Annotated in this window: 12 protein-coding genes, 1 tRNA gene and 1 pseudogene; 3 read left to right on the forward strand and 11 right to left on the reverse strand. The window is 73.2% G+C overall.

Features of this window, described 5'->3' with window-relative positions:
• Positions 1 to 15 precede the first annotated feature (15 nt).
• The gene (locus tag C1A33_RS10170; protein ID WP_243407390.1) at positions 16 to 195 is read left to right on the forward strand and encodes a DUF3037 domain-containing protein; all 180 of its coding nucleotides are present in this window, start codon (positions 16 to 18) and stop codon (positions 193 to 195) included.
• On the opposite strand, the pseudogene C1A33_RS10175 reads toward C1A33_RS10170, so the two are convergent.
• The 5 genes and pseudogenes from C1A33_RS10175 to C1A33_RS10195 all read right to left on the reverse strand — a co-directional run.
• Positions 135 to 350 (reverse strand): annotated as a pseudogene (locus C1A33_RS10175) (DUF3037 domain-containing protein); the annotation flags it as partial. The gene C1A33_RS10170 and the pseudogene C1A33_RS10175 sit on opposite strands and share 61 nt — an antisense overlap.
• On the reverse strand, positions 343 to 1,275 hold the full coding sequence (locus C1A33_RS10180; RefSeq protein WP_101831280.1) for a HipA family kinase: 933 nt from the start codon (positions 1,273 to 1,275) through the stop codon (positions 343 to 345). The pseudogene C1A33_RS10175 and the gene C1A33_RS10180, both read right to left, overlap by 8 nt.
• 59 nt (positions 1,276 to 1,334) lie before the next feature.
• A complete protein-coding gene (locus C1A33_RS10185; protein ID WP_133150631.1) occupies positions 1,335 to 2,057 on the reverse strand; it encodes a hypothetical protein in 723 nt (240 codons plus the stop codon).
• Between the two features lie 70 nt (positions 2,058 to 2,127).
• Positions 2,128 to 2,802, reverse strand: coding sequence for a Crp/Fnr family transcriptional regulator (locus C1A33_RS10190; protein ID WP_101831281.1), 675 nt, complete (start codon positions 2,800 to 2,802; stop codon positions 2,128 to 2,130).
• A gap of 315 nt (positions 2,803 to 3,117) precedes the next feature.
• Positions 3,118 to 4,089 carry a pirin family protein gene (locus C1A33_RS10195; RefSeq protein ID WP_101831273.1) on the reverse strand — a complete coding sequence of 324 codons (972 nt, stop codon included), beginning with the start codon at positions 4,087 to 4,089 and terminating at the stop codon, positions 3,118 to 3,120.
• A 180-nt stretch (positions 4,090 to 4,269) separates the two neighbouring features.
• Between C1A33_RS10195 and C1A33_RS10200 the strand changes: the two genes are divergently transcribed.
• Entirely contained in the window at positions 4,270 to 5,526 is a 1,257-nt protein-coding gene (locus C1A33_RS10200) for a zinc-dependent alcohol dehydrogenase (RefSeq protein ID WP_243407388.1), read from the forward strand.
• Here C1A33_RS10200 and C1A33_RS10205 read toward each other — a convergent pair.
• The 4 genes from C1A33_RS10205 to C1A33_RS10225 form a co-directional block, all read right to left on the reverse strand.
• Entirely contained in the window at positions 5,516 to 6,328 is an 813-nt protein-coding gene (locus C1A33_RS10205) for a CYTH domain-containing protein (RefSeq protein ID WP_101831274.1), read from the reverse strand. The genes C1A33_RS10200 and C1A33_RS10205 overlap by 11 nt on opposite strands.
• A 945-nt stretch (positions 6,329 to 7,273) precedes the next feature.
• A tRNA-His gene (locus C1A33_RS10215) sits at positions 7,274 to 7,349 on the reverse strand.
• 173 nt (positions 7,350 to 7,522) lie between these two features.
• Positions 7,523 to 8,194, reverse strand: coding sequence for an oligoribonuclease (gene orn, locus C1A33_RS10220; protein WP_243407389.1), 672 nt, complete (start codon positions 8,192 to 8,194; stop codon positions 7,523 to 7,525).
• A 97-nt stretch (positions 8,195 to 8,291) separates the two neighbouring features.
• Positions 8,292 to 8,780: a hypothetical protein gene (locus tag C1A33_RS10225; protein WP_101831277.1), complete on the reverse strand. Its 489-nt coding sequence runs from the start codon at positions 8,778 to 8,780 to the stop codon at positions 8,292 to 8,294.
• A gap of 59 nt (positions 8,781 to 8,839) precedes the next feature.
• On the opposite strand from C1A33_RS10225, the gene C1A33_RS35655 reads away from it, so the two are divergent.
• Complete coding sequence (locus tag C1A33_RS35655) at positions 8,840 to 9,025, forward strand: hypothetical protein (RefSeq protein WP_101831278.1); 186 nt, start codon at positions 8,840 to 8,842, stop codon at positions 9,023 to 9,025.
• A gap of 269 nt (positions 9,026 to 9,294) precedes the next feature.
• Here the strand turns inward: C1A33_RS35655 and lon are convergent, their stop codons facing one another.
• Entirely contained in the window at positions 9,295 to 11,889 is a 2,595-nt protein-coding gene (gene lon / locus C1A33_RS10235) for an endopeptidase La (RefSeq protein ID WP_101831283.1), read from the reverse strand.
• 362 nt (positions 11,890 to 12,251) lie between these two features.
• Positions 12,252 to 12,968, reverse strand: a complete 717-nt coding sequence (locus tag C1A33_RS10240; protein WP_101831279.1) for a response regulator — start codon at positions 12,966 to 12,968, stop codon at positions 12,252 to 12,254.
• Positions 12,969 to 13,121 lie beyond the last annotated feature (153 nt).

The following is a 13,121-nucleotide window of genomic DNA, read 5'->3' on the forward strand; positions in this document are numbered from 1 at the left end:
GACCACGGCGCCGCGCTGTACCCGCACCATGACTGGGCGAGCGCGGACGCGGCGGCGGGCCCGGCGGGGCGGCTCGCCCCGGGGGAGCGGTTCCGGTGGCTGACCGCGCCGCGCAGCACGGTCGTCCAGACTTCGCCGGTGCACACCGCGGCGAAGGCGGCCAGGTGCGCGACGACGGCGTCCGCGTCGAGGTAGGGGTCGAGGGCGGCGAGGCGGGTCTCGTCGAGCCGGCAGCGCAGGTCAAGGTAGCGCGCACGCTGGCAGTACAGGACGACGCCGACGTTCACGAACTCCCCGCGCTCGACCCTCGGCACCACCCGGATCGCCGCGTACTCGAACAGCTCACGCATCGCCGTCTCCCGTGGCGGCCCGCCCGCCGGTGCGCAGCCAGTCCCCGGCGCGCAGCCAGTCCGGCCGCCCCGAGTGTCCCGCCGCCCCCGGCCGCGCCGCGCCACGCGCACCGCTGGCGCTGCCGCCGCCCGCGGTCGTGCCGCCGGCTCGCGCTGGTGGCGCCGTCGCCTCGGCGAGCGCCGCGAGAACGGGGTCCCGCCAGGCCGCCCGCGCCGCCAGCCGCCCGAGCAGCCAGTCGACGTAGCGGACGCGGGGCACGTCGAGCCAGGCGTCCGGCACCCGGTCGACGACCGCGGTGAGCAGCTCGGCGTCGACGCGGGCCGCGAGCGCCTCGTCCGCCGCGGTGAACGCGCCCGCGGCGGCGGCGACCAGCGGCAGCAGGACGTGATCCGCGACGCCGGGCAACGGCCGCGCCACCGCCGCGTCCGCGCTCGCCCAGTCATGGTGCGGGTACAGCGCGGCGCCGTGGTCGATCAGCCAGAGCCGCCCGCCCCAGACCAGCAGATTCGGGTTGCGCCACGACCTGTCGACGTTGAGGGTGAGCGCGTCCAGCCAGAGCGCCCGCGCGGCGGTCTCGCCCGCCACCTCGGTGGCCAGCGGGTCGAAGGTGATCGAGCCGGGCAGGTAGTCCATGCCGAGGTTGAGCCCGGCGCTGGCCCGCAGCAGGTCCTGGACCTCCTGGTCGGGCTCGGTGCGGCCGAGCTCGGGATCGACCTGCACACCGACGAGTTCGGGGACGTCCATCCCCAGCTCGCGCGCGAGCTCCCCGACGACCACCTCGGCGACCAGCGCCTTCGGCCCCTGCCCGGCCCCGCGGAACTTCACCACCCAGGTGCCGAGGTCGTCGCCCTCCATCAGCCCGGGCAGGCTGCCGCCCTCCCGCAGCGGTGTCGCGTACCGCACCGCCGTCACATGTCGCAGCACCCCGCCAGTCTGCCCGAGCACGCGGCGGGGGCAGCCGCTGCCTGGTCGCGCGTGAACCGTCAGTCGGGGACGAGTGCGAGCCGGGCGGCCCCGACCCGGCCGGCGCCGGCGGCGGCCGTGGTGAGCGGGCCCGGACGCGGCGCCGCGGGCCGGGACGTCGTGGTGGCCGCGTTCGCCAGCGGCACCGTCGGTGAGGACGCCTCCGCGTGCAGCCACACCTCGGCGCGTCGCCCCGCCGCCAGCCCCGTCCGGGCCCGGCGGAAGTCCCGCCCGCGCAGCCCCGGGTAGTCGTGCTCGACGACGTCGTCGAACAGCTCCGCGGACACGGCGAGGGCGAGGTCGGCGGCCGGCCGGCGGACGAACTCGGCGCGCAGCGCGGCGCAGTCCCGCAGCTCGACTACCCTGCGCACGGCGCGGCCGGAGAAGCCGTGCTCGTCCAGGTGGGTGATGCCCTGGTGCAGGGCCACCCGCAACCGCAGTCGGGCCGGCGCCGCCGCCCCCGCATTACGCTCGGCGAGTACCGCGCGGATTTCCCCGGCGAAAGCGGCGACGAAACGGCCCTCGTCGATTCCCGGCGGCAGCAGCGCGAGTTCACCCCCGCCGTCCGGCGGGCGCAGCCAGTATGCCCGGTCGCATTCGCCGAGTCGCCGCGCGCGTTCGATGACGGCGTCGAGATCCCGGGCCCAGCGGCGTGACCGTGGCCCGCCGGGCGCCGCGTCCCCGGTCCGCTCGGCCGTCAGTGCGATGCATATCCGGCGGATTCCCGGTGGTCTTTCGCTCACGTTCACACCTCCGCGGTCAGGGCCACGGGGTTTCAGTGTCGCGATGGGGCGGGCCGGGTGCCTCGTATTCCTACGGGTTTGCCGCGCGCCGCAGCGCCTCGAGGTCCTGGATCACGATGGCGCGGTACCCGGTGGCCAGCACCCCACGGTGGCGCAGCTCGCGCAGCGCCTTGTGCACCGTCGGCTCGGCGGCCCCGACCAGGGCGGCGAGCTCGGGCTGGGTGAGGGCGACACCGACGCGACGCCGCCCGTCCGGCGTGGATCCCCCGTAGGCCCGTTCGAGTTCCAGAATGACCCGCGCGACACGGACCGCCACCGAACAGCCACCGAACTCCACCCGTCGGCGCGTCGCCGAGCGCAGCTTCGCCCCGATCGTGCTGCTCACCACCTGGTGGACGTCGGGCTGGCGATGCAGGAAGGCGACGAACGCGTCCGCCGCGACGACCTTGGCGAGCACCGCCCCGGCCGCCGTGATGGTCGCCGAGCGCGGCTCGGAGTCCAGCCCGGCGAGCTCGCCGATGAGGTCGCCGCCGTGGCGGATCGCGAGCAGCGCGAATCCCCCGTTCTCCGTGGTGGCGGTGACCTTGACCCAGCCGGTCAGCAGGATGACGACGAAGTTCGTGCGGTCGCCCTCCCGCATGAGGACGTCCTCACTGGCGAATTCACGGTAGGTGCCGAGCTGAAGAATGTCCGCCCGGGCGCTCTCGGGAACCCGGCCGAGAACACTCGCCGGCGGCCATTGCATCCGCCCCGGCCGCGGGCCTGCGGTGGACTCGTTCTCCGGTCCGGTCTCCTGCAACACGACGCCCCCTCGGTCACCTGACCGCCGCCGGCCGGCGAAGGCGCTACGTCGTCGCCGGGCACCCGGACATCATGCGTCCGAACACGAATCCAGCATACTGTCCTCATTCTCGCGGACGCCATTCCGGAAGCCTTCACCGCGGATTGTCCGCCAGGCGACGGCACCCGGACAGCCCGGCCGGCGGGCCGGCCGGGCTGGGTCTCGGCGGCGGGTTCAGCTGGGTTCGGCCGGGTTCGGCCGGGCTTGGGACGCGGCGGGTCAGGCCGGGCGGTGGGGCATGAGGGCGCCGTCGGGGATCACGCCGAGGCGGCCGGCCTGAAAGTCCTCGACGGCCTGGGCCAGCTCCGCGCGGGTGTTCATGACGAACGGCCCGTACGTCTCGACGTGCTCGCGGATCGGGCGACCGCCGAGCAGCAGGACCTCCAGCGCACCGGTCGCGGAATCCGGCCGGGCGTCCGCGGCCACGGTGACGAGATCACCGGCGCCGAGGAGCGCGAGCTGGCCGGAGTGGATCGGGGCCGCGGCCGGGCCCACCGCGCCCCGTCCGTCCAGGATGTAGGCGAGCGCGTTGAACTCCGGGTTCCACGGCACGTGCACGGTCGCCCCCGGGGCCACCGTCAGGTGCACGACGGAGATGGGCGTGTGCGTCGAGCCCGGCCCGCGCTGCCCGCCTACCTCGCCCGCGATGATCCGCAGCAGGGCGCCGCCGTCCGGCGACGCGGCGAGCACGACCTGGCCGGCCTCGAGGTTCTGGTAGGCCGGCGGGGTGAACTTGTCCCTGGCCGGGAGGTTCACCCACAGCTGGATGCCGTGGAACAGCCCGCCGCGCACGACCAGGTCCTCCGGCGGCGTCTCGATGTGCAGGATGCCGGCGCCGGCGGTCATCCACTGCGTCGCGCCGTCGGTGATGAGGCCGCCGCCGCCGTGCGAGTCCTGGTGCTGGAAGATGCCGTCGATCATGTAGGTGACGGTCTCGAAGCCGCGGTGCGGATGCCACGGGGTGCCCTTGGGCTCGCCGGGCCCGTAGTCGACGGCCCCCATCTGGTCCATGTGGATGAACGGGTCGAGGTCGGCGAGACGGACGCCGGCGAACGCGCGGCGGACCGGGAATCCCTCCCCTTCGGATCCGCTCGGCGCGGTCGTGATCGAGCGGACCGGCCGGTCGACGTCGCCGAGGCCGGGCGTCCCCAGCCGGGGCAGATGGACGGTGTCGGCGGTGACGGCGGGCATGTCGTCCTCCTGGCTGTGCGCTCGGCCGACCAGGTCGGCCGGCCGCTTCTGATTGCTCGTGCAACTACCTGTTGGAACGAGCGTGCCCTGACGATTCTTCCCGCCGCAGGCGTGGCAGAGGACGGGCACGCGCAGGGGTCGCGGACCCATGCGGGGGTAGTCCACGCCTGAGGCATACCCGTGGCGGACGAGGCCCGCGGCGGCGATCGGGAGCAGGTGAGGGTGATGAGGGCGTTGACCTGGCAGGGCCGGCGGGACGTGCGGGTGGAGGATGTGCCCGACCCGCGGGTGACGGAGCCGACGGACGCGGTCATCCGGGTGACCTCCACCGCGATCTGCGGCTCGGACCTGCATCTCTACGAGGTGCTCGGGATGTTCCTGCGTCCCGGGGACATCCTCGGCCACGAACCGATGGGCGTGGTGGAGGAGGTCGGGGCGGAGGTGGCGAACCTGCGGCCCGGCGACCGGGTGGTGGTGCCGTTCACGATCTCCTGCGGTCACTGCTGGATGTGTGATCGCGCCCTGTACGCGCAGTGTGAGACGACCCAGGTCCGCGACACCGGCAAGGGTGCCGCGCTGTTCGGCTACACCTCCCTCTACGGCGCTGTCCCGGGCGGGCAGGCCGAGTACCTGCGCGTCCCGCAGGCCCAGTTCGGGCCGGTGAAGCTGCCGCCGGGGCCACCCGACGAGCGTTTCCTCTACCTGTCCGACATCCTGCCGACCGCCTGGCAGGCCGTCGCCTACGCCGACGTCCCCGACGGCGGAACGCTGGCCGTGCTCGGACTGGGCCCGGTCGGCCAGATGTGCGTCCGGCTCGCCCGGCATGTCGGCGCGGGCGGGATCCGGGCGACCACACCCCGCGAGGTGCGGGTGATCGGGGTCGACCGCGTGCGGGCCCGGATGGACCTGGCGGCGCGGCACGGAGCCGACGTCCTCGACGTCGACGATCCAGGCGACATCGCCGCGCGACTGTTCGGGCTCACCGACGGGCGCGGGCCGGACGCGGTGATCGACGCCGTGGGCATGGAGGCGCACGGCGCGCCCTTGGGGAAGGCCGCGCAGGCCGCCGTGGGTCTGCTGCCGGACTCGCTCGCCCGACCACTGGCGCAGCGGTACGGCCTGGACCGGATGGCCGCGCTGCACACGGCGATCAGGGCGGTGCGCCGCGGCGGGACGGTGTCGCTGTCCGGCGTGTACGGCGGCGAGGTCGACCCGATGCCGATGATGGACCTGTTCGACAAGGGCGTGCAGCTACGGATGGGGCAGGCGCACGTCCGCCGGTGGACCGACCAGATCCTGCCGCTGCTGACCGACGCCGACGTCCTCGGCGTCGAGACCTTCGCGACCCACCGGCTCCCCCTCGCGGACGCGCCCCACGGCTACGAGATCTTCCAGAAGAAGCTGGAGGACTGCGTCAAGGTCGTGCTCACCCCGTAGGCGGCCGGGCCGCGCGGTGCTGCCGCGCGAAGAAGTCCAGGGTGACGTGGGTCTTGGTCTGCTGCGGCCAGGTGAGGTCGATGCCGTGCCGGCGCATCAGGGCGGCGGTGCCGGCGGCCGTGCGCAGGGCCTCACCGGGAGCGCAGCGGGTGGACAGCTCGAGGATCCGCGAGCCGTCCGGATAGACCCACCGCTCCGCGAGGAGACGACCGTCAAAGCCATCCGGCCGAATCCTGCGTCGATACGCCAGGACCGGGCCGAAAAGCATGAGCTCGTTGACGTCGATATTGTCCGCCCGGGTCGCGAGCAGGCGCAGCTGCGGTTTCGTGAACAGCGCTCGCAACGGGCCCCGCTGGTCGACCGCGCGCTTCACGTTCTTCGCGTCACGGCGCGCTTTGATCGCCCCGGAGCAGACGTACTGGCCGGGCATTCCGTCCACCTCGACGACGAGATCCCGGCGATCGCGCAGCCGGGCGGGCAGCTCGCCGGGAACCAACGGCCGAAGTTTCACCACGGAGTCATCCGGGCCGCGGGGAATGCGGCGGGCCCGCAGGATCACCCCGTCACGATGCAGCGCCCGGTCGGGGGTGTCGAGATAGTAGACGTGCTGTGCGGGCGTCCGCGGAAAGACGAGCCCGAGCGCGACGCAGGTGGCCTCCTGGTCCGACGGCGGGACGGTCACCTTCAGTTCGAGGCGGTCGATCTGCCCGGTCAGCACGAGCAGCCGGGCGAGATCCCGCTCCGGCAGCCGCCAGAAGTTCTGGGCGGCCCTGGTCGATCCGGCCAGATGAGCGGCGCGCACCCGTAACCGGCGTACGTGACCGTGGCCGGCGGGGCGGGAACGGGGGCGAGTCGTGGACGGCATACTCAGACCAGAGTCCGCCGCGCGGGGTGGGCGGTGCCGTCACCGGCCGCATTGCAGGAATCGGAGGTGGCCTGGGCCGACGCTGGTGCCGGCGTCGTTTCCACCGCCCTCACCGCGGTTGGGCCGGCGTGGGCGAGGCCGGATTCCGCGGCGACGGCAACGCCCGCGAGGCGGAGCAGGTGATTCCCCTCGTCTCCGCCGAACTCCCGCATCAGCCTTGTCAACAGGCGCACACCGACTCCTTTCGTGTCCGCGGCTCCGCGGCCAGTCCCCGGACCAGGAGCCGGCGAGCCGGGGAAAACCGATAACCCCAGCCCGCGTCAAAGCGGTTTCCGACGCCGCGCACACGAGACCCCGCGCAGCGCCGCGAGCATCACTGCGCCGAATTGTAGTCCGCCGGCGACGCAGAGGAGGTCCCCTGCGCTATCCCGCCCGGGCCCGCCCCGAGGCGGGCCATAACCCCGCCGGAAACGCGCGGCGCCGTGACGCGCCCGCTTCCGTCACCGCGTTTCCTGTTCGGCGCCCTGCCAGGCGGGGCACGTCCCGGGCTCGGGCAGGCCAGGCGGCCCGGCGATCGGGCGGGCCCGGCGGCCCGGCGGCCCGGCGAGACGATCCGCTGCCCGCCGCGCGGGCCGCCTCGTGCAACCCCACCTCCGGGCCACGCGTCCGCCGCCGGCTCCCCCGGCCGCCGACGCCGTCGCCTCATCCCAGCCATGCCGGGATCTATAGCCACCCCTGCGCCAGCAAACGCCGCCGGCGCGACGGTTCGTGGCTCATGGCATCGCCTGGTGAGCCTGTGTCACTGCCAAGCCAGCCACGATCGCGTGCTCGGGATCGCCGGCAGGCCGGCTAGGCCTCATCCTGGCAACAGCACAGGAACTGTGGGGTGGGTGACGGGACTTGAACCCGCGGCCACCGGGACCACAACCCGGTGCTCTACCTGCTGAGCTACACCCACCGCGACCGGCTTCCGCACCGCCGGCGCACCCGGGACAGTCCGGCGATCACGGCTCGCGAGCCGCGCCTACCGGCGTGAGTCCCGGAGGTACCGCCTGGAGCGTCCTACCGAGCGAAGCCATCGTACCGGGCGATGTCACCGTGTGGGCAAGCGGGTTACCGGTGATGTGGGCGTCACGTTGCGTTGGGGCTCGCGCTCGCGGTCGGGGTCGGGGGCGCGGGTGGGGCGGCGGCCTCGGCGCGGGCGGCGGCGAGGGCGTCGGTCTGGGCGCGAACCTCGGCGGCGATGGCGCGGGCCTGCTCGGTGCCGGGGCCGGGCGCGGGGACGAACAGGGCCTGCCGGTAGTAGCGCAGCTCCTCGATGCTCTCCTGGATGTCGGCGAGGGCGCGGTGGCCGCCGCGCTTGACCGGCGCGGCGTAGTACGTGCGCACGTACCAGCGGCGGGCCAGCTCCTTGATCGAGGAGACGTCGATCATGCGGTAGTGCAGGTGGGCGTCGAGCGTCGGCATGTACCGGCCGAGGAAGGTGCGGTCGGTGGCGATCGAGTTGCCACACAGGGGCGCCTTGCGCGCCTCGGGTACACGGGCGCGGACGTAGTCGAGTACGATCTTCTCCGCCTCGGCGAGGGTGAGCGTGGACGCGCGGACGGCGGCGGTCAGGCCGGACGTCTCGTGCATCTCGCGGACGATGGGCACCATCGCGTCGAGGGCGTCGTCGGGTGCTGAGATCACCAGGTCCACGCCCTCGTCGAGCAGATTTAGCTCACTGTCCGTAACCAGGCAGGCCACTTCCAGCAGCAGATCCGACGTGGCGTCCAGGCCCGTCATCTCGCAGTCGATCCACACCAGACGATCCATCCCGCTGACACTAAGGTCTGCGGCGCGCACCGTCACGCGCACCCCCGGCCACGGAGCCGAGTGGCCCCCCGGGCGGGGACGAATATCAACGAGTCTGACCCAACGAGTTACTCACCGTGAACGTCACGGAGATCTGGTTGTAGGCCGCCTCGGTCGGGATGGCGGTCAGGGTGTACTGGCCGTTTGGTACCTCGGTGGTCTGCCAGCCCCCCGACGCCACCGAGAAGATGTAGGGCGGTCGGGCCACCGGCATGTCGTAGGTCTGGATCGGGCCGTTGAGCACGTACTCGAGGGGGCCGGTGTAGCTGGCCGCCTCGACCTGGATGAGCCGGAAACCCGAGATCGTCTCGCCGTCCTTCACCCCGATGAAGCGGAGTCCGCCCGGATTGGGGGACGGGCTGGACGCCGGGTCGAGCGGGCTTCCCAGGGCACCCGGAAAGGTGGCGAGGACCGTCGGATCCATGCGGGTGCCGGACTGGTCACTCTTGTCGTAACTGAAGACCAGGATGGGCATGAGCACCAGCGCCGCGGAGAACAGCGCCAGGCCGACCCATCCGCGTCTGAGCGCGTCCACCTCGTCCGGTCCCTTCGCCGTGCCGGCACGGGGATCCGATTACTCTAACGGGTCGGCGCGTGACGACACTCACCGGGTCGGAGGTGACGCCGGCGCGGCCGGACACCGCTGGCGGCGTGGGGCTGACATCCGGGCCGGCGAGCCAGGTCAGCGTGTTCTGCGGCGCCGTCTGCCGGGTGGCCGGCTCGGGAGATGCGCGGGGCCGCGGTTGTCTCGCGGTCGTTGACGCACCCCTCGTCGACTGAGCCCCAGGATGCGCTGCTGTGCGATGCGCTCCTGCCGAAGACAGCGGCCACGATCCACGCCCCGACCGTAGCCGTGATCCGCGTCTCGTGCGCCCCGGTCACATGCTGTTTACCTCGTCCACGGCGTGTCGCTTGCCAGCCGTACGCGGCCGTATCCCGCCGCGACTGTCCGCGGTCGGCGTCCGCCCTGTCCGTTGCCCCGCGCCACCGGACCGGGCCGGGCCGGGCCGGGCCGGCGAGGTGGATACGCCAGCCCGGCCCGGATGGGCTCAGGCCGCCAGCGCTGTCGGAGAGCGGCCCGAGGCGCCCGCGGTCCGCCCGCCCCGGTCGGCCTCGAACGCCGGCTCCAGCGCCAGCTCGAGGACCTCCCGGACGTCGGTCACCAGGTGGACGGTGAGGGCGTCACGGACCGGCGCGGGCACGTCGTCCAGGTCCGGCCCGTTACGCTGGGGCAGCAGCACGGTGGTGAGGCCGGCGCGGTGGGCGGCGAGCAGCTTCTGCTTCACCCCGCCGATCGGCAGCACCCTGCCGGTCAGGGACACCTCCCCGGTCATCGCGACGTCGGCGCGCACCGGGCGGCCGGACAGCAGGGACGCCAGCGCCGTCGTCATCGTCACGCCGGCGCTCGGCCCGTCCTTGGGTACCGCCCCGGCGGGAACGTGCACGTGGACCCCGCGGTCGGCCAGGTCCCCGACGGGCAGTTCGAGCTCCACGCCGTGCGAGCGCAGGTAGGACAGCGCGATCTGCGCCGACTCCTTCATCACGTCGCCGAGCTGGCCGGTGAGCGTGATGCCGGCGCCACCGGTCTCCGGGTCGGCGAGGGACGCCTCGACGAAGAGCACGTCACCGCCGGCTCCCGTGACGGCGAGGCCCGTCGCCACGCCCGGCAGCGCCGTGCGCTCCGCCGACTCCGGGGTGTGCCGGGGCCGGCCGAGGTAGCCCGTGAGGTCGCCGGCGCCGACCGCGACCGGCAGGGTGGACTCGCCGAGCGCCACCCGCGCCACGATCTTGCGCAGCAGGCGGGCGATGGACCGCTCCAGGTCACGCACGCCCGCCTCGCGGGTGTACTCGCCGGCGAGCGCCCGCAGCGCGTCGTCGGTGACCGTCACGTCCCCGGCGGCGAGTCCGGCCCGGTCGAGCTGGCGGCGCAGCAGATGGTCGCGGGCGATCACGACCTTCTCCTCCTCGGTGTAGCCGTCGAGCCGGATGATCTCCATCCGGTCGAGCAACGGCGCCGGGATCGCCTCCAGGACGTTCGCGGTGGCCAGGAACAGCACGTCGGACAGGTCGAGCTCGACCTCCAGGTAGTGGTCGCGGAAGGTGTGGTTCTGCTCCGGGTCGAGCACCTCCAGCAGCGCGGCGGTCGGGTCGCCCCGGTAGTCGGCGCCGAGCTTGTCGACCTCGTCGAGCAGGACGACCGGGTTCATCGACCCGGCCTCGCGGATCGCCCGGACGATCCGGCCGGGCAGCGCGCCGACGTAGGTGCGCCGATGGCCGCGGATCTCGGCCTCGTCGCGCACGCCGCCGAGCGCCACCCGGACGAACGACCGGCCCATGGCCCGCGCGATCGACTCGCCGAGCGACGTCTTGCCGACGCCGGGCGGGCCGGCGAGGGCCAGCACGGCCCCGCCGCGCCGGCCGCCGACGACGCCGAGCCCCGCGTCGGCACGGCGACGCCGCACGGCCAGGTGCTCGATCACCCGCTCCTTGACGTCCGCCAGGCCCGCGTGGTCGGCGTCGAGGACGGCCCGGGCGGCGGCGATGTCGTAGGAGTCCTCCGCGCGGACGTTCCAGGGCAGATCGAGGACGGTGTCGAGCCAGGTGCGGATCCAGCCGCCCTCGGGCGAGGACTCCGCGGTGCGCTCCAGCTTGTCGATCTCCTTGACAGCCGCGGCCCGCACCTTCTCGGGCAGGTCCGCCGCCTCGACGCGGGCCCGGTAGGCCGCCGGCTCCGAGCCGGCCGCGCCTTCGCCGTCCGCGCCGGGGCCGTCCAGCTCGGCCAGCTCCTTGCGGACGGCCTCCAGCTGGCGGCGCAGCAGGAACTCACGCTGCTGGCGGTCCATGCCCTCCTGGACGTCACGGCGGATCGTCTCGGCGACGTCCAGCTCGGCGAGGTGATCCCGGGTCCAGGCCAGCAGCCGCTCCAGGCGGGTGGCGACGTCCGGCGTGGCGAGCAGTTCGATCTTCTGCGCGGTGGTCAGGTAGGCGGCGTAGCCCGCCGTGTCGGCGAGCGCGCCGGGATCGGTGATCGTGGCGACGGAGTCGACGACCTGCCAGGCGCCGCGCTGGCGCAGCAGGTCGGTCACGAGCGCGCGGTACTCCCTGGCCAGCCGATCGACATCGGCGACCTCGCCGGCCGGCGCGGCGGCGGACTGCCCACCACCGTCGGACCGCCCACCACCGTCGGACGACGTGGATGCGCTGGGCTGCGCCGGTCGGGCGGCTTGCTCCTGGCCGGCCTGCGCCACCTCGACCGCTTCCGCCCACCGCACCGTCGAGCCAGTCGGGTCGGAGCCCTCGGGGGCCGCGCGCACGGCGGTGACCCGGACTCGGACCGTGCCCCGCACGACCGCCGCCGAGCCACCCCGCGGCAGCCGGCCGACCTGCTCGACCACGCCCACCGCCGCGACCTCGGCGAGCTGCCCATCAACACGCGGGACGAGCAGCACCTCCGCCGGGCGACCGCCGGAGCGACTGGAGATCCCCGGCGCCCGGGCGTCCGAAGCGCCGGGTGCGCCACCCGCGCGGGCGGCGTCGACAGCGGCTCGGGTCTCGTCGTCGGACAGGTCGAGGGACACCACCATGCCGGGCAGGACGACGGCGTCGTCGAGCGGCAGGACGGGCAACACCCGGGTCTGAGCCATGTGGTCCACCCTCACGTGAGGAAGTTGAGTCAATCCCACTGAAGTCATCTCAGCCTACGCTTGTTCCCGAGGTTGATCGCTCCCAGCGAACAGCGGTCGACGACCGCGCGGGGCGCGCCGATGACGACCGCGCGGGGCGCGCCGATGACGACCGCGCGCGGGCGCGCCGATGACGACCGCGCGGGCGCGCCGACGGAGGGCACGCCGAATCAGGGAGAGCGTGGGGACCCGCCGCGCCGGGCGACAGACCGCGGAGCGTTCCGCGGAACGCGATCTCTCATCAGGGATCGCGCGCGGCGGCCACGCCGACCAGCCCGGACCAGCTCGGACCGGGGCGGACGCCCCGCCAGGTCAGTTCGTGATCACTCGATGTCGAACAGGCCCTGACGGACCGCGTACATCACGGCTTCCATCCGCGAATGAAGCTGGAGCTTGTCGAGGATGTTCCGTACGTGGTTCTTCACCGTGTTCTCACTGATGAACAGCTTGCGGGCGATCTCGCGGTTGGCGCGACCCTCCGCGACCAGCTTGAGCACCTCGAGTTCGCGGGCGGTGAGGTGCGGCGCGTGCGCGCGCGGGCGGTCCTCCGTGCCCCGCGCCATCGTCGCGAACTCCACCATCAGCTTCGAGGCCATCGACGGGCTGATGAGGCTCTGCCCGTTGTGCACGGCCCGGACCGCGTCGGCCACCTCGTGCGGCGGAATCGACTTGAGCAGGTATCCGACCGCGCCGGCCTTGATCGCCTCGAACAGGTCGGACTCCTCGTCCGACACGGTCAGCATGACGATTCGGGTACGGGGCACGGCGCGCCGGATCGCACCGGCGGCGGCGATCCCGTCACGCCCGGGCATGCGGACGTCCATGAGAACGATGTCCGGCAGCGTGCCGGCGGCGATCGTCAGCGCCTCCTGGCCGTCCCCGGCCTGACCGACGACGCTGATGTCCTCCTCGATCTCCAGCACGGTCTGCAGACCCTGGAGAAACAGCTCGTGATCGTCTACCACGAGGACCCGGATCGGTGCGGAGCCCTCGATGGCGTCGGCTTCAGCGGCCGACGGCGGCATGACACTGGCCGTCATCACACACCCGGGAATCAGGGTCGAATCGCCCAGGCGACGACGCGGACGCGAACGAAAGGTGGTTCGGACACTCTTCCACTGAGCATTTTCAAAGTTAATTTTTTTAGATTCCTTCCTGTTCCAGGACGAAGACGGCTTGGGTGAATGTGCCGA

It is taken from the genome of Frankia canadensis, from assembly GCF_900197875.1.
GTDB classification, from domain to species: Bacteria; Actinomycetota; Actinomycetes; order Frankiales; family Frankiaceae; genus Frankia; species Frankia canadensis.